The organism is Streptomyces sp. JLBG701 (assembly GCF_058544905.1).
This window is the reverse complement of the sequence record NZ_CM178588.1, coordinates 10,377,550-10,400,777: the sequence shown is the minus strand read 5'-3', so window position 1 is coordinate 10,400,777 and position 23,228 is coordinate 10,377,550. Positions and strand designations below refer to the sequence as shown.

General features: G+C 70.0%; 19 protein-coding genes. 10 read left to right on the top strand and 9 right to left on the bottom strand.

The genetic code is table 11. The features are described 5' to 3' along the window. Position 1 precedes the first annotated feature (1 nt). Positions 2–2,818 (top strand): NHLP bacteriocin export ABC transporter permease/ATPase subunit, encoded by a 2,817-nt coding sequence (locus AC5DRG_RS47585; protein ID WP_491806543.1) that lies wholly within the window; start codon positions 2–4, stop codon positions 2,816–2,818. Here AC5DRG_RS47585 and AC5DRG_RS47580 read toward each other — a convergent pair whose 3' ends face one another. Beyond that, a complete protein-coding gene (locus AC5DRG_RS47580) occupies positions 2,819–3,346 on the bottom strand; it encodes an SRPBCC family protein (protein WP_491806542.1) in 528 nt (175 codons plus the stop codon). Between the two features lie 6 nt (positions 3,347–3,352). Further along, positions 3,353–3,697 (bottom strand): ArsR/SmtB family transcription factor, encoded by a 345-nt coding sequence (locus AC5DRG_RS47575; protein WP_491806541.1) that lies wholly within the window; start codon positions 3,695–3,697, stop codon positions 3,353–3,355. A gap of 186 nt (positions 3,698–3,883) precedes the next feature. Here AC5DRG_RS47575 and AC5DRG_RS47570 point away from each other — a divergent pair, with 186 nt between their 5' ends. Next, the gene (locus tag AC5DRG_RS47570) at positions 3,884–5,386 is read left to right on the top strand and encodes an MFS transporter (RefSeq protein ID WP_491806540.1); all 1,503 of its coding nucleotides are present in this window, start codon (positions 3,884–3,886) and stop codon (positions 5,384–5,386) included. A gap of 69 nt (positions 5,387–5,455) precedes the next feature. Then, positions 5,456–5,956, top strand: coding sequence for a methyltransferase family protein (locus AC5DRG_RS47565; protein WP_491806539.1), 501 nt, complete (start codon positions 5,456–5,458; stop codon positions 5,954–5,956). On the opposite strand, the gene AC5DRG_RS47560 is transcribed toward AC5DRG_RS47565, so the two are convergent. Beyond that, entirely contained in the window at positions 5,953–6,414 is a 462-nt protein-coding gene (locus tag AC5DRG_RS47560; protein ID WP_491806538.1) for a hypothetical protein, read from the bottom strand. The genes AC5DRG_RS47565 and AC5DRG_RS47560 overlap by 4 nt on opposite strands. Positions 6,415–6,669: 255 nt before the next feature. Here AC5DRG_RS47560 and AC5DRG_RS47555 point away from each other — a divergent pair, with 255 nt between their 5' ends. Beyond that, positions 6,670–7,107 (top strand): STAS domain-containing protein, encoded by a 438-nt coding sequence (locus AC5DRG_RS47555; protein ID WP_491806537.1) that lies wholly within the window; start codon positions 6,670–6,672, stop codon positions 7,105–7,107. A gap of 137 nt (positions 7,108–7,244) precedes the next feature. On the opposite strand, the gene AC5DRG_RS47550 is transcribed toward AC5DRG_RS47555, so the two are convergent. Beyond that, complete coding sequence (locus tag AC5DRG_RS47550; RefSeq protein WP_491806536.1) at positions 7,245–7,679, bottom strand: protease inhibitor; 435 nt, start codon at positions 7,677–7,679, stop codon at positions 7,245–7,247. 324 nt (positions 7,680–8,003) lie between these two features. Between AC5DRG_RS47550 and abmR the strand changes: the two genes are divergently transcribed. The 4 genes from abmR to AC5DRG_RS47530 all read left to right on the top strand — a co-directional run bounded on the left by abmR (position 8,004) and on the right by AC5DRG_RS47530 (position 12,396). Next, positions 8,004–8,579, top strand: a complete 576-nt coding sequence (gene abmR / locus AC5DRG_RS47545; protein WP_491806535.1) for an ATP-binding transcription factor AbmR — start codon at positions 8,004–8,006, stop codon at positions 8,577–8,579. A 209-nt stretch (positions 8,580–8,788) separates the two neighbouring features. Further along, entirely contained in the window at positions 8,789–10,381 is a 1,593-nt protein-coding gene (locus AC5DRG_RS47540; protein ID WP_491813354.1) for a purine-cytosine permease family protein, read from the top strand. A gap of 65 nt (positions 10,382–10,446) precedes the next feature. Continuing rightward, positions 10,447–11,139, top strand: a complete 693-nt coding sequence (locus AC5DRG_RS47535; RefSeq protein ID WP_491806534.1) for an alpha/beta fold hydrolase — start codon at positions 10,447–10,449, stop codon at positions 11,137–11,139. 87 nt (positions 11,140–11,226) lie between these two features. Beyond that, the gene (locus AC5DRG_RS47530; protein ID WP_491806533.1) at positions 11,227–12,396 is read left to right on the top strand and encodes a lactate 2-monooxygenase; all 1,170 of its coding nucleotides are present in this window, start codon (positions 11,227–11,229) and stop codon (positions 12,394–12,396) included. A gap of 27 nt (positions 12,397–12,423) precedes the next feature. On the opposite strand, the gene AC5DRG_RS47525 is transcribed toward AC5DRG_RS47530, so the two are convergent. The 3 genes from AC5DRG_RS47525 to AC5DRG_RS47515 all read right to left on the bottom strand — a co-directional run bounded on the left by AC5DRG_RS47525 (position 12,424) and on the right by AC5DRG_RS47515 (position 15,147). Beyond that, positions 12,424–14,052 carry an RICIN domain-containing protein gene (locus tag AC5DRG_RS47525; RefSeq protein WP_491806532.1) on the bottom strand — a complete coding sequence of 543 codons (1,629 nt, stop codon included), beginning with the start codon at positions 14,050–14,052 and terminating at the stop codon, positions 12,424–12,426. Positions 14,053–14,517: 465 nt separating this feature from the next. After that, on the bottom strand, positions 14,518–14,895 hold the full coding sequence (locus AC5DRG_RS47520) for a toxin Doc (RefSeq protein ID WP_491813353.1): 378 nt from the start codon (positions 14,893–14,895) through the stop codon (positions 14,518–14,520). Between the two features lie 6 nt (positions 14,896–14,901). Next, positions 14,902–15,147, bottom strand: coding sequence for a hypothetical protein (locus tag AC5DRG_RS47515; protein WP_491806531.1), 246 nt, complete (start codon positions 15,145–15,147; stop codon positions 14,902–14,904). A 189-nt stretch (positions 15,148–15,336) separates the two neighbouring features. Between AC5DRG_RS47515 and sigJ the strand changes: the two genes are divergently transcribed. Continuing rightward, positions 15,337–16,257 carry an RNA polymerase sigma factor SigJ gene (gene sigJ / locus AC5DRG_RS47510; protein ID WP_491806530.1) on the top strand — a complete coding sequence of 307 codons (921 nt, stop codon included), beginning with the start codon at positions 15,337–15,339 and terminating at the stop codon, positions 16,255–16,257. Beyond that, a complete protein-coding gene (qcrB, locus tag AC5DRG_RS47505; protein WP_491806529.1) occupies positions 16,254–17,774 on the top strand; it encodes a cytochrome bc1 complex cytochrome b subunit in 1,521 nt (506 codons plus the stop codon). The genes sigJ and qcrB overlap by 4 nt, the downstream gene beginning before the upstream one ends. Here qcrB and AC5DRG_RS47500 read toward each other — a convergent pair. Beyond that, entirely contained in the window at positions 17,719–19,962 is a 2,244-nt protein-coding gene (locus AC5DRG_RS47500; protein WP_491806528.1) for a glycoside hydrolase family 9 protein, read from the bottom strand. The genes qcrB and AC5DRG_RS47500 overlap by 56 nt on opposite strands. A 143-nt stretch (positions 19,963–20,105) precedes the next feature. Next, complete coding sequence (locus AC5DRG_RS47495) at positions 20,106–23,201, bottom strand: glycoside hydrolase family 2 TIM barrel-domain containing protein (protein WP_491806527.1); 3,096 nt, start codon at positions 23,199–23,201, stop codon at positions 20,106–20,108. Between the last annotated feature and the right edge of the window lie 27 nt (positions 23,202–23,228).

Here is a 23,228-nt window from a genome sequence, read left to right as displayed (position 1 = left end):
GATGACGTCCGTTGACGAGGGCGACCTGGTTCTCGGCGCGCTGGGAGCCCTGGGCACGCCGATCGACTGCGCCGGATACAACCGCCTCGACCTCGAAGGCCCGCAGGTGCTGTGGCTGGTCGCGGCGGGCGCCCTGGACCTGTTCGCGGTCGACGCGGAACAGCAGGGCCATTGGCACCACCTCGGCCGGCTTGAGGCGGGGTCACTGCTGCTCGGCCCGGTCGCGGGGCCCCAACACACCCTGGTCGCCCGCCCGTTGAGGAACTGCGTCGTGCACCGCATCGGGCTGCGCGAGCTGTATGAACACGCCAGCACGCAGACCTGGTCCTACGACGAGTACGGCAACCCCCAGTACGTGCCGCCGACGACGAGTCCGCTGGAGTACGCCCTCGCCCTGGGCGTCGGCCGCGGACTCTCCATCCTCTTCCAGGCGCCGATGGCCACCGAGCGGGCCGCCGCGCTCACGGACGACGACGTCTTCTGGATGCAGGTGCCGCCCGGCAGTGTGCAGTACGGCTCGATGTACGGGGCGGAGGCGGCCGCCGATCTGCTGATGGACCCGGGTGTCTGGCAGAGCATGGTCGACCAGCAGTACCGGCTGCTGACCACGCTGGACCGCTGGATCGAACAGCTGGAGCGCACCCACGAGACGCGGGCGGCCGCCGGTATCAAGGCCGGTGAGGCGGTCCGTGCGCAGGCCGACCGGACGCTGCTGGCATCCATCGGCAAGTCCTCGGCCAAGCGCACGACGGCCGCCGACGCGGACGCCGGCTACGCGGCCTGCAGGCTGGTCACCGAGGCCGCCGGGATCACGCTGCCCGACTCCGCGCAGAACGGCATCGAGAGCGACCGCCTCGACCCGATCGAGCGTGTCGCCCTCGCCGCGCGCGTCCGCGCAAGGGCCGTACGTCTGGACGGCCGTTGGTGGCGCGACAACATCGGACCGCTGGTCGGTCACCGTGCCCTGTCGGGCGCGCCGGTCGCCCTGCTGTGGCGGCGCGGCGGATATGTGGCCGTGCATCCGGCGACCGGGCGTGAGACGCCGATCGAGAAGGCCAACGCGGAGGAGTTCGAGCCGCGCGCGGTGATGTTCTACCGCCCGCTGCCCGAGCACCGCCTCACTCCGTTCCAACTCCTGCGCTTCAGCATGCGCGGCACGGGCGGCGATCTGACGAACCTGCTGCTCAGCGGTCTGGTGACGGTGGCGATCGGCGCACTGGTGCCGATCGCGACGGGCAAGGTGCTCGGCGAGTTCGTGCCGAAGGCCCAGACGGGGCTGATCGTCCAGGTCTGTCTCGCCGTGATGGTGACGAGCGTGGTGGCGGCGGCCTTCATGCTGTTGGAGAACCTGACCATCCTCCGCCTTGAGGGCCGTATCGAGGCGACGCTCCAACCGGCCGTGTGGGACAGGCTGTTGCGCCTTTCGACGAAGTTCTTCACCGAGCGGTCGACGGGTGAGCTGGCGAGCGCGGCGATGGGCATCAGCTCGATCCGCCGGCTGATGGCGGGCGTCGGGCCCGTTGTCGCCCAGTCGCTCACCGTCGGCGTGATGAACCTGTCGCTGCTGTTCTGGTACAGCGTCCCGATGGCGCTGGCGGCGATCGGCATGCTCGTGGTGATCGCGGCCGTGTTCCTGGGCCTTGGGCTGTGGCAGGTGCGCTGGCAGCGCCGGCTGGTCGTGCTCAGCAACAAGCTGAACAACCAGGCCTTCCAAACCCTGCGCGGCCTGCCGAAGCTGCGGGTGGCCGCCGCCGAGAACTACGCGTACGCGGCCTGGGCGTCGGAGTTCGCGCGCAGCCGCGAGCTGCAGCAGCGAGTCGGCCGCATCAAGAACCTCACCGCGGTCATGGGCGCCGTCTATCTCCCGATCTGCACCCTGCTGATGTTCATGCTGCTGGCAGGCCCTGCGCGCGGTTCGATGTCGCCGTCCGAGTTCCTCACGTTCAGCACCTCGGTCACGATGCTGCTGACCGCCGTCACCTCACTGACCGGCTCCTTCGTGTCGGCCGTATCGGCGCTGCCCCTGTTCGAGGAGATCAGGCCGGTGTTCGACGCGACACCGGAGGTGCGCACCGCGAGCACCCGGCCCGGCGTGCTGTCCGGCGGTCTCGAAGCGCGTCGGCTCTCCTTCCGATACTCCGACGACGGCCCCCTCGTCCTCGACGACGTGTCCTTCGACGTGCGGCCGGGCGAGTTCGTGGCGATCGTCGGCCCGAGCGGCTGCGGCAAGTCGACGCTGCTGAGGCTGCTGATCGGCTTCGACAAACCGGTCTCGGGCAGTGTCCTGTACGACGGCCAGGACCTGGGCGCTCTCGACCAGTCGGCCGTGCGCCGGCAGTGCGGTGTCGTGCTCCAGCACGCGCAGCCGTTCACCGGGTCCATCCTGGACGTCATCTGCGGCACCGAGCCCTACACGCCGGAGGAGGCGATGGCGGCGGCCCAGATGGCGGGGCTGGCAGAGGACATCCAGCGGATGCCGATGGGGCTGCACACGATCGTCGCCGGCAGCGGTGCGATCTCCGGTGGTCAGCGGCAGCGGCTGATGATCGCGCAGGCGCTGATCCGCCGGCCGCGCATCCTCTTCTTCGACGAGGCGACCAGCGCCCTCGACAACGAGACGCAGCGCACGGTGATCGAGAGCACCAAGGCGCTCAACGCCACCCGGATCGTCATCGCGCACCGCCTGTCGACGGTGATGGACGCCGACCGGGTCATCGTCATGGAGGACGGCAAGGTCGCCCAGCAGGGCCCGCCCGCACAGCTGTTGGCGGACACGGGCGGGCGGCTGCACGAGCTGGTGCGGCGACAGATGGCGTGATCAGTCCTGGCCCGGCACAGGGGCGCCGGACGGGATGCCGGCGGCCACATAGCCGTCGTAGAACTCCTTCCAGGGCTGCTGGCCCCCGGCGTGCGGGCCTTCGGAGTCCTCGTCACGCGCGTGTGCGTCGAGGGCTGCGAGGCACACCTCCCAGCCAGCGCCGTTGCGGGCGGCGGTGTTCTCGGCGAGCAGGACGTTGGTCAGGGTGAAGCGGGTGCGCTGCCCGTCGAGCGCCTCCAGGTCGAAGTGGAGTTCGTCGCCGCCCCACTCGAAGGAGAGGTGGCGGGGCGGGTCGACAGCGAGCACCCGGCCCGTCGAGTTCTCCATGTTCGGGTCGCCGCTGAACTTGATCTCCCCGCCGGGGCGCAGGTCGATCTCGGCGCGGGAGGGGAACCAGTGGGCGAGTTCGTCGGCGTCGGTCACGAACTGCCATACGCGCTCGGCGGGATGGTCGTAGACGCGGCTGAAGCGGACCGCCGGGCGGCCGTCTTCCAGGGTCAGATAGGTACCGGTGAGGTCTGCGGACATGGTGGATCAGTCCTTCGTGACGGTTTCCTCGGAGGCGTCCGGCGCCGTCTCGTCGAGGCGGCGTCCCAGGGTGTCCAGGCCGGCGTTCCAGAGCTTGCGGTAGGGCGCCAGCCAGGCGTCGAGTTCGGCGATCGGTGCGGGGTCGAGGGCGTAGACGCGGCGCTGCGCGTCCTGTCGTACCCGCACCAGACCGGCGTCGCGGAGCACCCGCAGATGCTTCGACGTGCTCGGCTGACTCAGACCGCACGCCTCCACGATCTCCCCGACTGGCCGCGGCCGCTCCAGGAGCAGCGCGACGATCGTCCGCCGGTGGGGATCGGCAAGGGCGGTCCAGAGCGAGGCGTCGGACATGCCTCCAATATGCCTCCGCAGTTATATGCCAGTCAAGGAATGTGCGACCCCTGCCCCTCGCGGCCGCACACCACTCCCTAGCGAAACGTTGCCGTTTCGATGAAAGTGGTCTAGTGTCGATGTGTACGAAACAGTTTCGTTTATGTTCCCTTGACCTTCGAGCGGCTTCCCTGGAGTGGTTCTCCGATGTCCCAGAAGACTCTGACCGAAGGCACCCGAGAGGGCGCCGCGGAAGCTCCATCCGGGGCCTCCGCCAAGCGGTGGTGGATCCTCGCGGTCGTCGCCCTCGCGCAGCTGATGGTCGTCCTCGACGCCACGATCGTGAACATCGCCCTGCCGTCCGCGCAGGCCGACCTCGGATTCTCCGACGGCAACCGGCAGTGGATCGTCACCGCGTACGCACTGGCCTTCGCCTCCTTGCTTCTGCTCGGCGGCCGTATCGCCGACCTGTTCGGCCGCAAGCCCGCTTTCCTCGCCGGTGTGATCGGCTTCGCCGTCGCCTCCGCGCTCGGCGGCGCCGCGACCAGCTTCGAGATGCTGGTCGTCGCCCGTGCTCTTCAGGGTGTCTTCGGTGCCCTCCTCGCGCCCGCCGCGCTCTCCCTCCTCAACACGACCTTCACCGACGCACGGGAGCGCGCCAAGGCGTTCAGCGTGTACGGCGCCATCGCCGGCGCCGGCGGTGCGGTGGGTCTGCTGCTCGGCGGCATCCTGACCGACGCGCTCGACTGGCGCTGGACGCTGTACGTCAACGTGGCCATCGCCGTCGTCGCCCTCGTGGGCGGCTGGATGCTGCTGAGCAACCACCGCGACGCCGCCGGCTCCAAGCTGGACGTGCCCGGCACGATCCTGGTCGCCGGTGGTCTGTTCGCCCTGGTCTACGGCTTCTCCAACGCGGAGACCCACGACTGGAGTTCCCCCCAGACCTGGGGCTTCCTGATCGCGGGCGGTGTGCTCCTTGCGGCCTTCACCTGGTGGCAGACCCGGGCCGCGCACCCGCTGCTGCCGCTGCGCATCCTCCTCGACCGGGACCGCGGGGCCTCGTTCCTCGCCGTGCTGATCACCGGCGCGGGCATGTTCGGTGTCTTCCTCTTCCTCACCTACTACCTCCAGCTGAACCTGGGCTTCAGCCCGACGAAGACCGGTGTGGCGTTCCTGCCCATGGTCGGCGCGCTGATGGTGATGGCACAGCTCGGCACCACGGTCCTGGTGCCGCGGCTCGGCCCGAAGGCCGTCATCCCGCTGGGCTTCGCCATCGCCACGGTCGGCATGGCCTGGCTGACGGGCATCGGGACCGACTCCTCGTACATGAGCGCCGTGCTGCCGCCGCTGATCGTCATCGGCGTGGGCCTCGGCCTGGTCATGCCGCCGGCCATGCAGATGGCCACCGGCGGAGTGGCCGCCGAGGACGCGGGCGTCGCCTCCGCCACCGTCAACGCCATGCAGCAGGTGGGCGGTTCGATCGGTACGGCGCTGCTGAACACCCTCGCCGCGAGCGCCGCGACCGACTACCTGGCCGGCAAGGACGCGAGCAACAAGCTGGTCCAGGCGCAGGCGACGATCGAGAGCTACACGACCGCGTTCTGGTGGTCGGCGGGCTTCTTCGCCGCCGGCGCGCTGATCGCCTTCCTGCTCTACCGCCGCGGGGTCCCACAGCAGGACGCGGAGGCCGCACCGGTCGTCCACATGTAAGCCACTCCGGACCGAGGGGCCGCCGTCATCAGGGAGACGGTGGCCCCTCTTCGCTGCCATGGTGGCCGTATGCGCAAAGAGGCGGCGGCACTCGGCAGCACGCTCTTTCTGGCGCTCGCCCCCGGCACCGTGGCCGTACTGCTGCCGTGGTGGCTGACGGGATGGCGGGCCGGGGACTGGTGGCTGCCGGTGCGACTGCTCGGACTGGTCCCGCTGGTCGCCGGGGCAGCCGTCCTGCTGTCGGCCTTCGCCCGGTTCGTGATCGAGGGCTTGGGCACTCCCGCGCCGGTTGCGCCCACCGAACACCTGGTGGTGGGCGGGCTGTATCGCCACGTGCGCAATCCGATGTACGTGGCGGTGGACGCGGCGATCGTGGGCCAGAGCCTGTTGCTCGCCCGGCCGGTCCTGTTCGTGTACGGCGTGCTGGCCGGGTTGCTGATGTGGGCGTTCGCGACCTGGTACGAGGAGCCGGACTTGGCGGACCGGTTCGGCACCGAGTATGAGCGCTATCGGCGAGCGGTGCCGGGGTGGTGGCCGAGGCTGACGCCCTGGCAGGGCGAGGGTGACTAGGACTCCTCGTCGGCGCCCGACTCCTTGGGCTGCCACGCGCCTTGCCATACGACCCACATGTGCCCGTCGGGGCCGTGGTGGACGCTGAGGCCGTCGATGACGGTGAGCAGCGGGAGGTGGCCGGCGTTGCGGTCGCGGTCCAGGGCGACTCGTACGTCGTCGGTGGCGGCCAGGGTGATGCCGGTGCGGTTCGCGGTCAGGACGATGCGGCAGGTCTCGGCGCTGGTGCGGGCGAGCAGACAGTTGCTCACGGAGCGGCCGGCGTCGCGCACCGGAGCGACGAACCAGAGCGGGGCCTCGATGGCACAGGTGACCGCGTCGGTAGCGGCCGAGGCGGCCGCTTCCCCACCGGTGCGCGGGAAGTGGGCGGTGAACTCCATCTCCAACGCGGGTTCCATGAGCCCGGATTCGGTCAGCAGCGGCGGCCCGTCCGACGGCGGGCGTACCGGCGTGAGCACGATCAACTCCCTGTCTCGACCGTTCCATGAACGCGGTCAGCGACGCTGCCGGGGGCTGGGGCGGCACAGCGACTCTACGGGGCCGCCCCGACCTTGAACAGGGAAAGGGCAAGGAATTGAGGGAAAGTCAATACCTCGCGGCGAACTTCACTGGGTTGAGTGAACCAGATCTTGCGGGCGGCATATCAGGGATGCTCCCGGCCGCGCCGGGGTAACTACCGAGATCGAATGCGCCCCTGCTGTGGTGGAGCGACCATGACACCGGAAGCCGAAGACCATCCCCCCGAACCGCCCCCGGACGCGGACACCGGTGCGGGTTCCGGGTTCTTCGGATTCGGGGCTCCGGCGGCGAATCCCTACGCCCACACCTACACGAGGGGCACTTTCACCGTGGTCGAGGTCGCGGGCGAGATCGACATGGCGACCACGGGATTCCTCGCGGAGCACCTCGACGCCGCCGCCCGGGGGCCGCGGCCCGACGTGCTCGTCGATCTGCGGCACGTCGACTTCTTCGACTGTTCGGGCCTGCGCGTGCTGTGCCGGGCCGACTCGCGGGCCCGGGAGCGCGGCGGCCGGCTGCGCATCGTCTCCGACGGGGCGCGCGTGCACCGGCTGTTGCGCGCGTCGGGACTGCTGGACCGCTTTCCGCCGCTCCCCGGGATGCCGGCGAACCAGGATCACCACCGGGGGTGATCCCAGGGGTCGGCGGGCGGCCCCACTCCGCCCGGCCGACCCCTGGGGCGAGATCGCGCGGCCCCGCGAGAGAGGCCAGGCACTCCCCGACTGCGGGCCTCTTCACGTCTTCACGGGGACCGCGGGATCCCGGTCCCTCAGAACGTGAAGACGCTCGTCCCGTAGGAGCTCTTCACGCACTCGTTGGCGAACGTGCGCTCATAGGAGACGCGCTTGCCCCGCCAGACGCCCTCCACCGTGACGACCACCGGGTCGTACTCCTTGGTGCACAGAACGCCGGCTCTGTCCTCCAGGGCGTCGAAGTCCCCGTCGGTGCCGCGCAGTTCGGCACAGGCGGACGCGGCGGCCGGATGGGTGCCGGAGGAGGTCGGGGCACAGGTCAGGGTGACCGCCCGCTCCGGCGTGACGTAGGCCGCGCTGTCGCCGTGGCCCAGGGTGAGCACCAGGGCCGAGGGGGCGTAGAGCGAGGCGGGGGTGGCGGTCGGGGCGGCGAACGCGGACCCGGTCAGGGGTCCGCAGACGGCGGTGGCCGTGAGGCCGAGGGTCGCTGCCCAGCGCGCGGTGTTCCGCATTGTGTGCATCCTTCCGCTCGAAACGAGGGTGTGCCGCACCCGGCTCGGTCGGTGCCGGAGCAGCGAGCGCCACTCTGCCGAGTCCGCCGCCGAAACTCACCTCGACCCCATGCGTTTCAGTAACCTTGCGTATTGAATCAGTGGCGCGAAGTCACGGAATTCGAACACACCGACCCAGCAATCAGGCGGTTCTTGATCGCCGGAAGCGGTCGAGTGGCCGGTTTCCCCGGGTTCGTTAATAGTCCTGAAACATTCCGGTTCAGCCCTCGGCGCACTCCCCCGCAGCCCCTTGCGTTCGCGCTCCGACGGAGTAATCGTCATTACATGATTACGACAGAGCAGATCGACAAGCTTCGCGGCTGGTTCGCCGGCCGCCTGCCCGACGACCTCTTCGAGGAACTGGCCGAGGTGACGGTCGACCGCGAGGAGATCACCGTGATCGGCCGCATCCCCGCACCGAGGCTCACGGAGGACGCCCCGGCCGCCGAGCGGGAAGCCGCCGTACAGAGCAGGATCCAGGAGTTCCGGGAGCGCACCCGGGAAGCGCGGATGGCGGTGGCCCGCGACGCCGAGCACCGGTTCCGCAGGAAGGTCTCCTGGGGCGTGGAGTGCGACGGAGAGCGCGCGCTGTTCACGCACGTGGCCGCGCCCGTCATGACCCGGCTGCGCCAGCCCGAGCGCCAGGTCCTGGACACCCTCATCGCCGGGGGCGTCGCCCGCAGCCGCAGCGATGCCCTGGCCTGGTGCGTCCGCCTGGTCCAGCGCCACACCGACGACTGGCTCGCCGAACTGCGCGAATCCCTGGAACACGTCCAGCGAGTGCGGGCCCAGGGGCCGGACGCGGAACCGACGGACACGCCATCCGACACCGCGGCCGACACCTCTGGCGACAAGGAATGACCCGGGAGTGGAGCTTTCGTCCACCCACCACGGAAAAGATGGATGAACCGTCCTCTGGTGCGGATCTTGCCCGGCGCCTTAACGTCGGCGAACCCACTGAGGACGGCATCCGCTCACCCCGCACACCCCCGCGGCACTGACGGGCCGTCCCTGCCGCCGCGCCACCACGCGCTCCACCGCCGTCCCTCGCTGGAGCCCCCTTGTCCTCGCTGCCCGACCCGTCGCCCGCCTCTCCCGCCACACCGCCCCCGTCCCTGACCGAGGTCGAGACGTACGGTGTCGAGCGCATCCCTGACGCGGACCGCACCGCCACCCCGCTCGACCTGTTCCGGGTCGCCTTCGGCGGCGCCAACACCTTCTCCACCTGCGTCCTGGGCGCCTTCCCGATCCTGTTCGGCCTCTCCTTCTGGCAGGGCCTGGCGGCCACGCTCCTGGGAGTCGTGGTGGGCGCGCTGATTCTGTGCCCGATGGCGGTGTTCGGGCCGGTCAACGGCACCAACAACGCTGTCGCCTCGTCCGCGCACCTCGGTGTGCACGGCCGCGTGGTCGGCTCGTTCCTCTCGCTCCTGACGGCCGTCGCGTTCTTCTCCATCTCGGTGTGGAGCTCCGGCGACGCCCTGGTCGGCGGCGCGCACCGGCTGTTCGGCCTGGAGCGCAGCGACCTGTCGTACGTCGTCGCGTACGCGCTGTTCGCGGGACTGGTCCTCGCCGTGTGCGTGTACGGCTTCCGGTTCATGCTGTTCGTCAACAAGATCGCGGTGGTCTCGGCGACCCTGCTGTTCCTGCTCGGCGCGATCGCCTTCGCCGGCGACTTCGACCCGTCGTACGCCGGTGTCTTCACGGACTCGGCGGACGCGGCGACGCAGGCCCTGTTCTGGCCGTCGTTCATCGGCGCGGCGCTGATCGTGCTGTCCAACCCGGTGTCGTTCGGCGCGTTCCTCGGCGACTGGTCGCGCTACATCCCGGCCGACACCCCGCGCCGCAAGGTGATCGGCGCCGCGTTCCTGTCGCAGATCGCGACGCTGCTGCCGTTCGTCTTCGGGCTGGGGACGGCCAGCATCATCGCCCAGCAGGCGCCGAAGTACGTCGATCCCGCGGCCCCCGACTTCGTGGGCGGGCTGCTGGCGATCTCGCCGGGCTGGTTCTTCCTGCCGGTGTGTCTGCTGGCGCTGATCGGCGGCATGTCGACGGGCACGACCTCGCTGTACGGGACCGGCCTCGATTTCTCGTCGGTGTTCCCGCGGCTGTCCCGGGTGCAGGCCACGCTCCTGGTCGGCGCGCTGTCGATCACGTTCATCTTCGTCGGCCGGTTCGGCCTGAACCTCGTCCAGTCGATCTCCACGTTCGCCACGATGATCATCACCTGCACCACGCCGTGGATGGTCGTGATGATCCTGGGCTTCTACACCCGGCGCGGCTGGTACGACCCCGACGCGCTCCAGGTCTTCAACCGCCGTCAGCGCGGCGGCCGTTACTGGTTCGCGCACGGCTGGAACTGGCGCGGCATGACCGCCTGGTGGGTATCGGCGCTGATCGGCGTCCTGTTCACCAACATCCCGGGCCAGTTCGTCGGCCCCCTGGGCAACCTGGCCAACGGCGTCGACATCAGCCTCCCCCTGTCGCTCGCCGTGTCCGCCGTACTGTTCCTCGCACTGCTGCGGCTGTTCCCCGAACCCCGGGCGGTCTACGGCCCGGAGGGCGCGCGGCTGGCCCGCACCGTCGACGTCCCGGTGCCGCCGATCACCGGCCCGGGCGCCGAACCGGACGGCGTGGAACCGGTGTTGGCGGCCGAGGGCAGCTGACGCCCGCCCTGGTCGCCTGACCGGGCCCGGACCCGATTGTCAGACCCCTCCGCTACGTTGCGACCATGACTCAATTCGTGTTGGTGGCGGGGGCCTGGCTCGGTGCGTGGGCCTGGGACGAGGTGGCGGAAGGCTTGCGGGCGACTGGGCATGGCGTGCATCCGCTGACGCTGTCCGGGCTCGCCGAGCAGCAGGGCGCGGCGGCCGGGCAGCAGACGCACGTCCAGGACATCGTCGACGAGGTCGAGCGGCTCGATCTGCGGGACGTCGTCCTGGTCGGGCACAGTTACGCCGGCGTCCCGGTGGGGCAGGCGGCCGAGCGGATCGGGGACCGGCTGAGGCGTGTGGTGTTCGTCGACTCGAACGTTCCGGTGGACGGGGAGACGTTCCTGTCGGGCTGGCCGAGCGACGACGTGAAGCAGGCCATCGCCGACAACAACGGCTTCTGGCCGCCCCTGGCCGCCGACGACTACGCCGGCCAAGGGCTGACGGACGAGCAGATCGGCCGGATCGTGAGCGGCTCCCCGCACCCCGGCGCCACGCTCACCGAGCCGGCCGTACTGGCCCGCCCACTCGGTAAGCTTCCCGCCACCTACATCAAGTGCCTGCTCGACGGCGACGAACCAATGCCGGTCGTGGCCGACCTCCTCAAGAGCGAGCGCTGGGAGCTGGTCGAGATGGACACCGGTCACTGGCCGATGTTCTCCCAGCCGCGCGAACTGGCCCGGATCCTGGACGAGTCGGCCGCGGGCACCTGAGAACCGCCCCCTGGTGGGTGGACCTGCGCTTACTCGTCAGTATCGTCAGGGTGCAACGCGACTCGACGACGAGAGGCGGCCGTACGGATGGCGAAGCACTGGGCGGACTTCCAGTACGAGATCTATCTCAACGGGATGACGGGTGCCGTACCCCGCCTGCCCACCGATCTGACCCGGCTGGAGCAACTGACCGAGCAGCGGCTGGGGCCGGGTCCGGTCGGGTATGTGGCGGGCAGCGCGGGCGACGGCAGCACCGCCCGCGCCAACCGGGCGGCCCTTGAGCGGCGCCGGATCGTGCCGCGCATGCTGCGGGACGTCCACGAGCGCGATCTGTCGGTCGAGGTGCTGGGCCGCTCCCTGCCCGCCCCGCTGGCGCTGGCGCCCGTCGGCGTGCTGTCGATCATGCATCCGGACGCCGAGTCGGCCGCCGCCCGGGCCGCCGCCGCGCAGGGCGTGCCCTTCGTCCTGTCGTCGGCGTCCAGCACGCCCATGGAGCAGGTCGCGGAGGCGATGGGGGACGCCGAGCGCTGGTTCCAGCTGTACTGGGCCAAGGACCGCGAGGTGACGCGGAGTTTCCTGAACCGGGCGAAGGCGTCCGGGTTCACCGCGCTGCTCGTCACCCTGGACACCCCGCTGTTGGCGTGGCGTCCGCGCGATCTCGACCAGGCGTATCTGCCGTTCCTGCATGGCGTCGGCACCGCCAACTACTTCTCCGACCCGGCGTTCCAGGCGGGCCTGGCCAAGCCGGTCCACGAGGACACCGACGCCGCCGTGATGCAATTCGTGGGCATGTTCGCGGATCCGGGCAAGACGTGGCCGGACCTGGCGTTCCTGCGGGAGAACTGGGACGGGCCGATCGTCCTCAAGGGCATCCTGCACCCGGACGACGCCCGCCTCGCCGCCGACGCCGGGATGGACGGCGTGGTGGTGTCCAACCACGGCGGACGCCAGGTCGCCGGTGCGGTGGCGGCGGCCGACGCGCTGCCCCGGGTGGTGGATGCGGTCGGCGACCGGCTGACCGTCCTGTTCGACAGTGGCATCCGCACCGGCGACGACGTCTTCAAGGCGCTCGCGCTCGGCGCGCGGGCGGTGCTCGTCGGACGGCCGTACGCCTATGGGCTGGGCCTCGACGGCCAGGCCGGCGTCGAGCACGTGATCCGCTGTCTGCTCGCCGAGTTCGACCTGACCCTCGCCCTGTCCGGCCACGCCACCCCCGCCACGATCGGCCGCGCCGACCTGATGGAGGAGACCGTGTGACCGCCCGGAAGAACCCGCTCGCGGTTGCTACCCGCTGATGACATCCCGGTCCGACAGCTCCACGGCGTGCGCGGAAGGGGATTCGGTTCCGGCGACCGACAGTGAGCCGGGGCTGGCCGTCGTCACCGAGTCGGTGCGCCAGTGCTGTTCGTCGGAGCCGTCGCGGACCTTGACGACGATGTCGGCGTCGGGGTCCTTGTTGGTGGAGGTGAGGGCGAGCCCCTCGTCCCAGCGGGGCAGCAACTCCCCCTGCACGGTGAGGTCGTAGCGCACGTCGTCGGCCCGCTTGTCGTCCTCGTCCGCGCACTTGCCGAGGACGACGACGCCGGCGTCCACGTGCGAGTCCAGGCACAGCTGCGGTTCGGCCACGCTGCGCAGCAGCCCGTCCTCCTCGTACGTCCACTGCTGGGTCCACGCCGACGAGCACACCGCCAGCTCGGTCCCGGCGCCCGCCTCGGCCGTGCCGCGGATGTCGAGGCACAGGTCGGCGGCGACGTTGCGCAGCCTGGTCTGCTGCGGTGCGGTGGGGAGCTGGGCCGTGCCGGGCGTGCTCTCGGCGTCGGTGCCGGGCTCCGCGCCACGGGTGCCGCCGGCGCTGGTGGAGGCGGCCGGGTCGGCGTCGCCGCCGTCGGACCACAGACCGGCGGTGAGGACGGAGGCGAGCAGTCCCGCCGAGGCGAGGCCCACGCCGGTGAGCAGCGCCCGCGAGGACTTCGGCCCCTGTGGGCCGCGACGGCCGGGCGTGGGGATGCGGGACAGCAGGCGACGGCGCCCGGCGCCGTGCCGGGACGTGCCGGAGCCCTTCACGCGCGCCACGTCCTGGGTACGTCCGGGCCGCGAGTCCAGATAGCGGCGCGCGCCCCAGCCGAGGACCGCCTCGGCGAGCAGTACGCCCAACCCGCCCTCGAAATGACTCAGCTGTTCGGCCGCGTAACGGCAGTAGGGGCATTCCGCCAGATGCTGCTGGACATCCGGCAGGAGAGCTCCGCCCCGGCGAATCGGGACGTCGAGGAGGCGGTTGTAGAAGCGGCAATCCTTGGTCGGAGCGAGTTCCCGGTGGGCGCGAACACAGCCCTCACGGAATTTTTCCCGCGACTGTTCGAGTGCGGCCGTCGCGGTGTCGGCATCCATCCCGAGCAGACCGGCCGGGACGGATATGTGCTCGGCCTCGACCTCGGTGTGCCACAGCAGACACTGGGCGACCGGGGGAAGGCCGTGGAATGCACGCTCGGCGAGCTTGCGATTTTCGGGCGTCAGCGTTTTTGCCGTGCGCATGCCACGGCCGCCGGCCGGTTTCTGCAGGTCCGGCAGAACTCCGGATATTCGGTCCTGTGCGGACCACTCCCGGACCGTGTCCCGGACGGTCACGAGAAGCTTCGGGCGCAGTGCGACGGCCGGCTCTCCGTGCGCCAGTTGGTCGAGGACCCGGTGAAAGGCGGTGGCCGTGACCATGGAGGCGACGTTCGCCGACGAGGCGAGGCAGATGACCGCGTATGTGTGGCTCTGCCGCCAGTGCCGCGCCATCAACAGCGCGACGGAATGTGCTGCCTCGCCTTCCGGCCGCCCTCTCAGGCGTGCGGCGAGACTCTCGTCGGATTCTCCCGGGTCCCCGCCGGACGGCGGGTAAGGAGGACGAGGGGGGTGGGGGGTGGACACTGAAGCGGTTTCCTTCCCACGCGCATGAGACATACGGGGAGCCGGAATTCACCAACGGCGAATCCGGCCCGGGTCGTCAACGGGTGAATCAGAACCCGGCCATTACCCCCGCACGGGTGGTTCACCCTTGCACAAGTCACTCACGGCCAACAAGCCACTCGGGCAACATGGCCCGCATTGAAGGAAAGTCAGATTCGGCGCCAACTCTCGTCGCTCACACCGTTTTTGGCATTCCATGCGCCCCGTGTGAAACACACGCACGCGCCGGAGCGCCGCGCACGCTCCCCGCGCACCCCATGGCGCGGTCCACTGGAAGCGGCCCTTCTCGGAAGGCCCCGCGCGGGACGGCGGCTCTCCCGCGCGAAACGGCCGCCGACCCCGTTCCTCCCGCCCTCGGTCGGCGGCCCCGGGGGCGGGCGGCAATTTCCGAGCGGCCCGCAGGTCCCGCGACGCGCCCTGCGGGCCTCAGATCTGCCAGGAGCGCAGCCGCTCCGCCGCCCCGTAGACGTCGGTCTTGCCGGAGATCAGGTCGCGGGCCAGGTCGACGAGGGCGCCGTAGGGCGGGTCGATGCCGACGCCGCTGACGAACATGTAGGCCACGGCCGTGGCGCAGGCGAAACGGGCGTTGGCCGATGGCAGGGGCTTGAGCAGGGCGAGGGTGTGCAGCAGGGCAGCGGCGCGCCAGGCCGGGTCGGAGTCGTCGCCGAGGCGGGGCGGGTCGACGCGGTGGCGGGCCACGGCGGCGACCAGGGCGGAGAAGTCGTTGATCGTGGGCTGGTCGGGCAGGACCTCTTCGTGTCGCTGGAGCAGCCAGGGCACGTCGATGTGGACCACGGGAGCCACCATCGGTCAGACGACCCGCCCCTCGCTCTTGGCGGACGGTTCGTCGTCGGGGAAGGCGGCCGCGAATTCGTCCGCGTGCGCCGAGAAGAACCGGCGGAAGGCCTCCGCGCCTTCCTGGAGCGCCCGGTGCCGGGCGATGTCGGCCGCGGCGGCCTCACGCACAAGAGCTTTCATCGACGTTCCGCGCTCCTTGGCGATCTGCCGCAGGTCCTCTAGCTCGCGGTCGCTGAACTCCACATTCAGAGCTGGCATGCCATCACGGTACCGCGCGGGTACTTACTCGTAAATACCAGCAGGTCAAGGTCGGTATCGAACGGTACCTCGGGGAGTGTGACCCTACGGGGCCGGATGTGACGTGGGCCACACATCACCCTTCCGATGTCACATTCGGGACCCCACCGGGCCTCCCAGTGGTGAGCGCGCCTATGGGGAGGCCCACGCATGTCCGAAAGTCCCGTACCTGTCACCGACGAGGCGACCGTCGTCTTCGTCGACCACCGTGAGCTGTTGTTCGGCGTCGTCTACAACATGCTGGGCAGCGTCGCCGACACCGAGGACGTCCTCCAGGAGACCTGGCTGTCATGGACGGCCCGCGTCAACGGCTCGTCTCCGGACGGGATCGCCAACCCCCGCGCGTACCTGGTCCGCATCGCCGTGAACCACGCGCTCGCACGTCACGCCGCGATCAGCCGCCGCCGCGAGACGTACGTCGGCCCGTGGCTGCCCGAGCCTCTGGTCGACGCCGACGACAGCGACAGCGATCCCGCCCTGCGCGCCGAGTCGGTTTCGATGGCGATGCTGGTGGTCCTTGAATCCCTCTCGCCGCTGGAACGCGCGGTGTTCGTGCTGAACGAGGTGTTCGGATACGCCCACACAGAGATCGCGGACATCATCGACCGCACCCCGGCGGCCGTACGCCAGCTCGCGCATCGCGCGCGGGGGCATGTGCACGCGCGACGGCCGCTGTACGAGGCGCATCCGCGGGTGCGGCGGGAGGCGACCGAGCGGTTCGTGCGGGCCGCGCTCGGCGGGGACATCGCGGCCCTGATGGAGATCCTCGCGCCCGATGTGACGGTGTGGACGGACGGTGGCGGCCTGCGCAGGCCGGCGGGGCTGCGCCCGGTGCACGGCCGGGACAAGGCGGTCCGCCTCATCACCTCCTACGCAGGACGGCGCGGCCCACAAAACCTGGAGCTGCGCTACCGGCGCGTCAACGGCGACGACGCGGCGGTGCTGTTCGAGGGCGACTCCCCCTACGCCGTGATGGTCATGGACCTCACGCCGGAGGGCGACCGGGTGTCCGGCGTCTACATCGTCACCAATCCCGAGAAGCTCACCCACGTACACAAGGAGGAGGAGTGACCACCGAGGAGCGGCCCGGCAAGGGCGAACGCGTCGCCGACTGGTTCGACGGCCGTTTCGGCATATACACCCTCGGCAGGCAGTACCTGCGCAAGGTCTTCCCCGACCACTGGTCGTTCCTGCTCGGCGAGATCTGCCTGTACAGCTTCGTCGTGCTGATGCTGACGGGCGTGTATCTCACGCTGTTCTTCCACCCATCGATGAACGAGGTGGTCTACCACGGCAGTTACGTCCCGCTCAACGGCGTCCGTATGTCCGAGGCGTACGCCTCCACCCTCGACATCAGCTTCGACGTGCGCGGCGGACTCCTGATCCGGCAGCTGCACCACTGGGCGGCGCTGGTCTTCATCGCCGCGATGCTGACGCACATGATGCGGCACTTCTTCACCGGTTCGTTCCGCAAGCCGCGCGAGGTCAACTGGCTGTTCGGCTGGTCACTGCTGTTCCTCGGCCTGTTCGAGGGCCTCTTCGGCTACTCGCTGCCGGACGACCTGCTCTCCGGCACGGGCATGCGCTTCGTCGACGGGGCCCTGCTGTCGGTCCCGATCGTGGGGACGTACCTCTCGATGTTCCTGTTCGGCGGCGAGTACCCCGGCCATGACATCGTCGCCCGCTTCTACTCGCTGCACATCCTGGTGATCCCCGGCATCATGGCGGCGCTCGTCGTGGTCCACATCCTGCTGGTCGTCTACCACAAGCACACCCAGTTCGCGGGGCCCGGTCGCACCGAACGCAACGTCGTGGGCGCCCCGTTCATGCCGGTCTACCTGGCGAAGGCGGGCGGCTTCTTCTTCCTCGTCTTCGGCGTCCTCACGCTCATAGCGGCGGTAGCCTCGATCAACCCGGTCTGGTCGTACGGCCCTTACCGCGCCGACCAGGTATCCACGGGCGCCCAGCCCGACTGGTACCTGGGCTTCGCCGAGGGCCTGGTCCGTGTCATGCCGGGCTGGGAGGTCACGCTGTGGGGCCACACCCTCGTCCTCGGTGTGCTGATCCCGATCGTCGTCTTCCCTCTCCTCCTGGTCTTCATCGGCGTCTATCCCTTCCTGGAGGCGCGGTTCACCGGCGACCGGCGCGAGCACCATCTGCTGGACCGGCCGCGCAACCGCCCGGTCCGCACGGCGATCGGCGCGGCCTGGATCAGCGTCTATCTGATCCTGCTCGCGGGCGGCGGTAACGACATCGTGGCGACCCGCCTCCATCTGTCGATCAACGTGGTGACGTGGACCATCAGGATCGCCGTCTTCGTGGTCCCGGTCCTCGTGTTCGTCGCCACCCGCCGTATCTGCCTCGGCCTCCAGCTCCGGGACCAGGAGCTGGTGTTGCACGGGCGCGAGACGGGCGTGATCAAGCGGCTGCCGCACGGCGAGTACGTCGAGGTGCACCAGCCGCTCGACCAGGCCCGGCTCCACACCCTGACCGCCCATCAGCGGCCGGGGGAACTGGTGGAGCGTGATGAGCTCAGCCCTGGTCCGCCACGAAGGACGCCATCCGGGTCAGGGCGGAGTTCCAGTTGATGGTGTGCTCGTTGGTCGACCAGGACTGGATGTCGTCGATGTAGCAGAACTGGCCGACGCAGCCCTGGAGTTTGCTCTGTGCGTAGGGGTCCTGGATGCTGGAGTTGGGTCCGCCGGCGAGGGTGCCCTCCGGCGGGTTCGGGAGGTTCGGGTCGAGCTGGTGGGCGTACCAACGGCTGTGCTGGTTGTGGGAGTTGACCTCGCCGTAGCCGGTGACGTAGGAGATGTTCAGCGCGTTGCGGCCGAGAATGTAGTCCATGCTCTGGAGCGCGCCGTCCCGGTACTTCGGGGCGCCGGTGAAGTCGTACGCCGTGGCGATGATCACCGCGTTGTGCAGGATCTGGTGGTTGGAGCCCCAGTCGTACAGGTTGCCGTCGGGGGCGTAGGGCATGCCGTACGGCTGTGACTTCAGTGTGGCCAAGTAGCGGTCTGCGCCCTTGACGACGGACTGGCGGACCTTGTCCCTGCCAGGGAGCCTGCTGGGAACGGTCGCCAGGTCAAGCCGACCGGCCGCGGCGGTCCTGGCCCAGTCGTAGCCGAGGGCGCCGAAGATGTCGGCCGTATGGACCGGCGAGCTCAGGATGTAGCGCTCGAACTCCCTTTCCCCGGTGGAGAGATAGAGCTCGGCCGCCGCCCAGTAGAACTCGTCGGTGGCGTCGGTGTCGGGGTAGGCACCGCCGCCGGTGCCGTCGTTCGGGTCGGGGTACACCTCGGAGTGCGCGAGCGCCGCCGTCCAGGCCTCGCGTGCCGCGGAGAGGGCCCGTGCCGCGAACTGCCGGTCGTAGGGCCGGTAGAGGCGAGCAGCTTGTGCGGCCGTGGCCGCGAGGTTCAGGGTCGCCTGAGTGGTCGGCGGGTGCAGCTCGCGCTTCTGCGGGTCGTCGCTCGGCAGCAGCGGGAGGCCGGTCCACTGCTCGTCGTGCATCTTGTGGTGGGCCATGCCGGCCAGCGGCTGCCCGTCGGGCACCTGCATCTTCAGCAGGAACTCCAGCTCCCAGCGGGCCTCGTCCAGGATGTCCGGCACCTTGTTGCCGCTCTCCGGGATGGCGAGCGTGCCGTCACCCAGCTTGGCGGGCTGTCCGGTGCGGGCCAGCAGCGAGCGCTCGTACGTGCTGAGCAACTCCCAGGTGGAGATGCCGCCGTTGACGACGTACTTGCCGTGATCCCCCGCGTCGTACCAGCCGCCGGTGACGTCGAGGGTGTAGTCGCACACGCCGGGCTGGCAGGGCACGGCCCCGTCGCCCTGGTTGGGCGCCACGTCGACATGGCCGGCGGGGCGGGCGTAGCCGGGGCGCAGGTCGTCGCGGATCGCGGTGCCGCTGCGCTGCGTGTAGTAGTACTTCGCGGCGTCGACCCGCAGTTGCTCGTAGGCGGCCGCGGAGATGTCGAAGGGGCGGCTGGTCTCCCCGTCGGCGACCAGCGTGAAGCCCTGTCCGCGTGCGCGGTAGGAGCCGAAGTCGATGGAGTGGACGTTCTGTCCGGAGGAGACGTCGACCCCGCGCGGCACGGTCCAGCCGTGCGCGACCGTCGCCCCGGCGGCGTTCCTCAGCTGCCAGGACAGCTTCTCGGTGGCATCGGTGACCAGCGTGGCGTTCTTCGGGCCCGCGGGCAGATAGGCGACCTGGTTGACCCGGACCCGTGGCCCGGTGTCGGGCTCGTAGACCTCGGGCGGCACCCCGCCCAGCAGGGACACGTCGTCCATGCAGAACCGCCAGGCGTCCGCGCTGCCGCCGAGCTGGAAGCCGACCTGGCCCTGCGTGGTGTCGACGGGCGAAGTGAACGTGTACGCGTAGGAGTTGCCGGAGACGCTCAGCTGCGGGCTCACCTCGAAGTAGGTGTCGTACGGCGACACCGACAACCCGACGATCGCGCGTACGACGTGCCCGTCGGGTGAACCGTTCGCGGTGAAGGCGAACTTGTACGACTCGCCCTTGACCAGGGTGATGTCGTTCTGGCCGACGGCGGCGTCCCAACGGTTGGTGGTGCCGCCCGGTACGCCCGCGCAGAGCTGTCCGTCGGACAGGCCCGCGGTGACGTTGCTCGTCGTCCACCACGGTTCGGTGGTGGTGTCGAAGGTGCCGTTCCTCACCTGCTCGACCTCGTCGGCGCCGGCCGGGGCGGCGGGCAGCGCGGTGAGCGCTGCCGCCAGCAGGGCCGTCAGGGACAGCAAGGTGGTTCTGCGTCGTTTCACGTCTGGGCTCCTCGGTTGGAGGGGCGGGTGACGCTCGCAATGGGAGCGCTCCCAGATGCGGACGCAAGCCATGCTTGTTCGATCCATGACACCCCGTCAACGGTCCGGACAGGAGTCGTTCCCGTCCGGACCGTACGACGGTGTCAGCCGACCGGGACCTCCAACTTGCCGATGCGCACCGCCCCTTGGACCTCACCTGGACGACTGCTGGTCAGCGTGAGTCGCAGCCGGGAGCCGCGCACCGCGTCGAAGGTGAGCACGGTCGGGGTGTCCGAGGCCGTGGCCCAGTCGACGGCCGCCCCCTCGACCGGCACATACCGGTGGCCGTCCCACACCGCGGCCTCGATCGCCGCGGGCAGGCTGTGCGTCGCGTCCACGGTGAACGAGATCTCCACCCGGTCCACGCTCCGGACCCGCCCGAAGTCCACCGAGACCCAGTCCTCGGGACGGGCGCCGCTGAACGCGGGCAGCAGGGCCGTTGCCGACTTGTAGAAGGCGTTGGACCAGCCGGTGGCCGCGTCGCCGTCGAGCATGGCGGCGGGCAGGGTGTCGGGGCGACCGGAGTAACTCGCATCGGCGCAGGGGTAGTTGCGCGGATCTGGGCGGTCGGGCTCGAAGGTCGCCGCCGGAGTCGTCGCCACCGACCTGGCCGACGTGGTGCGCACGCTCGCGCGGCCCGTCCGCAGCCCTTCGGCACGCGCCGTCACCTTCAGCGTGCCAGCCTTCGTGCCGGACCGCACGATCGCGAGTGCCTTGCCGTGGAAGGCGGTTCGCGTGCTGGCCTGATAGCGCTCGGCGCTCTCCTCCCGCCCGTTGTCGAGCCCGGCGAGGGAACCGCCCGTCGCCTCGAAGGCGATCAGCTGCTCGGCGTCGGGCACCACGACGCCCCGGGCGTCGACGACCTCCGCGGTCACGAAGACCAGCGAACGGCCGTCGGCGGCAAGGGACTTGCGGTCCGGAGTGAGGTGTACGGCATGCGGGGCGCCGGCCGTACGCAGCACGTCGGTGGCGACCACCTTGCCGTCGCTTCTCGCCACCGCCTTCAACTCACCCGGCTCGTACGGCACTTTCCAGGTCAGATGGAGCTTGCCCGCGCTGCCGTTCGGGCTGGTGTAGCTCCCGGAGTACGGGCCGTCGGTGAACGTCTTGTCGTCGCCGGTGGCCTCGGTCGTCTCCAGGTACACACGCCCGTCGACGGTCTTCTTGGTGTCGAACGTCCGCGTGCCGAGGGACTTCCCGTTCAGGAACAGCTCGACCGTGTCGACGTTGGCGTAGGCCCACACCTCGACCGTGTCGCCCTCCTCGTGGTTCCAGGTCATGGGCAGCAGATGGACCATGGGCTCGCTCACCCACTGGCTGCGGAAGAGGTGGTACATGTCCTTCGGGAACCCGGCCGTGTCGACCGCGCCGAAGAAGGACGCCTTCACCGGGAAGACGTCGTACGGCGTGGGCTCCCCGATGTAGTCGATGCCGGACCACAGGAACTGTCCCGTGAACCACTTCCGGTCCCGGTCCTTCTTGTGGCCGTACTCGCCGCTCATCGTCCAGGAGGCGAGGTTGTTGTCGTAGGAGGAGACGTCGCGTCTGCCGGGCGTGTGGTTCTCGCCGGTGTTGAGGTGCTCGGGTTCCTGGTAGGCGCCGCGTGTGGAGGTCTCGGAGGACGACTCGGACTCGAAGAGGAACAGGTGGGGGTAGGCGGCGTGGAGGGCGTCCACCGACTTGGCGGTGTTGTAGTTGAGGCCGAGTCCGTCCAGCTTGGCGAGCATGAGGTCGGCCGCCGACCCCTTCGCCGGGACACGGCGGTACTTGTCGGAGCCGATGACGAGCGGGCGGGTGTCGTCGGCGGCCCTGATGGCGGTGATGATCCGGTCGGCCATGGCGAGCCCGGCGGTGGACGTGGAGTCGGGGACCTCGTTGCCGATGGACCACAGGACGACGGCGGGCGAGTTGCGGGCCGCGAGCACCATCTCGGTGGTGTCATTCTCGCACCACTCCTCGAAGAACCGGCCGTAGTCGTAGGTCGTCTTGCCGGTGCGCCAGCAGTCGAACGCCTCCACCATCATCACGATGCCCAACTCCTCGCAGACGTCGATCATCTGCGGGGAGGGCGGGTTGTGGGAGGTGCGGAAGGCGTTGACGCCCATCGACTTCATGATGGTCATCTGGCGGCGCACGGCGTCGATGTTGATGGCCGCGCCGAGCGCGCCCAGGTCGTGGTGCAGGTCGACGCCCTTGATCTTGGCGTGGGCGCCGTTGAGTTCGAAGCCCTCGTCCGGGTCGAAGCGGAAGGTGCGGATGCCGAAGGGGGTGCGGTAGGTGTCGACGGTCGTGCCGGCGACGCGCAGTTCGGTGTGCAGGGTGTAGCGGTGCGGGTCGGCGAAGTCCCACAACCGGGGTTCTACGACGGTGAGTTCGTGGGTCTCGGTGTGCCGGCCGTCGACGGTGACCGTCGAGGCCGCGCGGGCGACCGTCCGGCCGTCGGCGTCGACGGCCCTCGACCGGACCTCGACCTCGCTCGCGGCGCCCGAGGCGTTGACCACGGAGGTCCTCACCCGGACGACGGCACGGTCCGCGGTGATCTCCGGGGTCGTGACGTACGTGCCCCAGCGTTCGACGTGCACCGGCTCGGTGACGACGAGCCGGGCGTCGCGGTAGATGCCGCTGCCCGAGTACCAGCGGCTGCTGGGGAGTTGGTTGCGCACCTGGACCGCGAGGACGTTCTCGGTGGTGCCGTCGGTGTGCAGCAGGTCCGTGAGGTCGAGGGCGAAGCCCGTGTAGCCGTAGGGGTGGCGGCCCGCCTGGGTGCCGTTGCAGTAGACGTACGAATCCATGTAGACGCCGTCGAACTCGACGGAGATCCGCCGGCCGGCGAGGGCGGGCGGCAGGGTGAAGGCGATGCGATACCAGCCGAGGCCGCCGGGGAGGAACCCGGTGCCGCTGGTCGTGCCGTGCTCGGTGGTGGGGGTCTGCTCGATGCTCCAGTCGTGCGGGACGGCGACCTGGCGCCACGCCGAGTCGTCGTACCCCGGCTCGGCGGCGTCGGCGTACGCGCCGGTCGGGTCGGTGATGCCGGCCGGGTTGACCAGCGCGAAACGCCAGCCGTCGCGCAGGGCGACGGTCCGGCGGCCGGACGCGGTGCCCAAGGCCTCCGCGGCCCGGGCGCCCGGGGCGCCCAGTAACGCTCCGGCCGTCGGCGCGGCCGTAGAAGCGATCAAAACCGATCTGCGAGTGACCGTCATGGCGGCTCTCCCTCATCAGGGCCCAGA

What these genes read in the sequence shown, in the direction of transcription:
- AC5DRG_RS47570 (WP_491806540.1), top strand. Translation starts at nt 3,884, where the DNA reads ATGTCCCAGAAGACTCTGACCGAAGGCACCCGAGAGGGCGCCGCGGAA.
- abmR (WP_491806535.1), top strand. Translation starts at nt 8,004, where the DNA reads ATGATTACGACAGAGCAGATCGACAAGCTTCGCGGCTGGTTCGCCGGC.
- AC5DRG_RS47555 (WP_491806537.1), top strand. Translation starts at nt 6,670, where the DNA reads ATGACACCGGAAGCCGAAGACCATCCCCCCGAACCGCCCCCGGACGCG.
- AC5DRG_RS47495 (WP_491806527.1), bottom strand. Translation starts at nt 23,201, where the DNA reads ATGACGGTCACTCGCAGATCGGTTTTGATCGCTTCTACGGCCGCGCCG.
- sigJ (WP_491806530.1), top strand. Translation starts at nt 15,337, where the DNA reads ATGTCCGAAAGTCCCGTACCTGTCACCGACGAGGCGACCGTCGTCTTC.
- AC5DRG_RS47515 (WP_491806531.1), bottom strand. Translation starts at nt 15,147, where the DNA reads ATGCCAGCTCTGAATGTGGAGTTCAGCGACCGCGAGCTAGAGGACCTG.
- AC5DRG_RS47580 (WP_491806542.1), bottom strand. Translation starts at nt 3,346, where the DNA reads ATGTCCGCAGACCTCACCGGTACCTATCTGACCCTGGAAGACGGCCGC.
- AC5DRG_RS47575 (WP_491806541.1), bottom strand. Translation starts at nt 3,697, where the DNA reads ATGTCCGACGCCTCGCTCTGGACCGCCCTTGCCGATCCCCACCGGCGG.
- AC5DRG_RS47535 (WP_491806534.1), top strand. Translation starts at nt 10,447, where the DNA reads ATGACTCAATTCGTGTTGGTGGCGGGGGCCTGGCTCGGTGCGTGGGCC.
- AC5DRG_RS47585 (WP_491806543.1), top strand. Translation starts at nt 2, where the DNA reads ATGACGTCCGTTGACGAGGGCGACCTGGTTCTCGGCGCGCTGGGAGCC.
- AC5DRG_RS47565 (WP_491806539.1), top strand. Translation starts at nt 5,456, where the DNA reads ATGCGCAAAGAGGCGGCGGCACTCGGCAGCACGCTCTTTCTGGCGCTC.
- AC5DRG_RS47530 (WP_491806533.1), top strand. Translation starts at nt 11,227, where the DNA reads ATGGCGAAGCACTGGGCGGACTTCCAGTACGAGATCTATCTCAACGGG.
- AC5DRG_RS47550 (WP_491806536.1), bottom strand. Translation starts at nt 7,679, where the DNA reads ATGCGGAACACCGCGCGCTGGGCAGCGACCCTCGGCCTCACGGCCACC.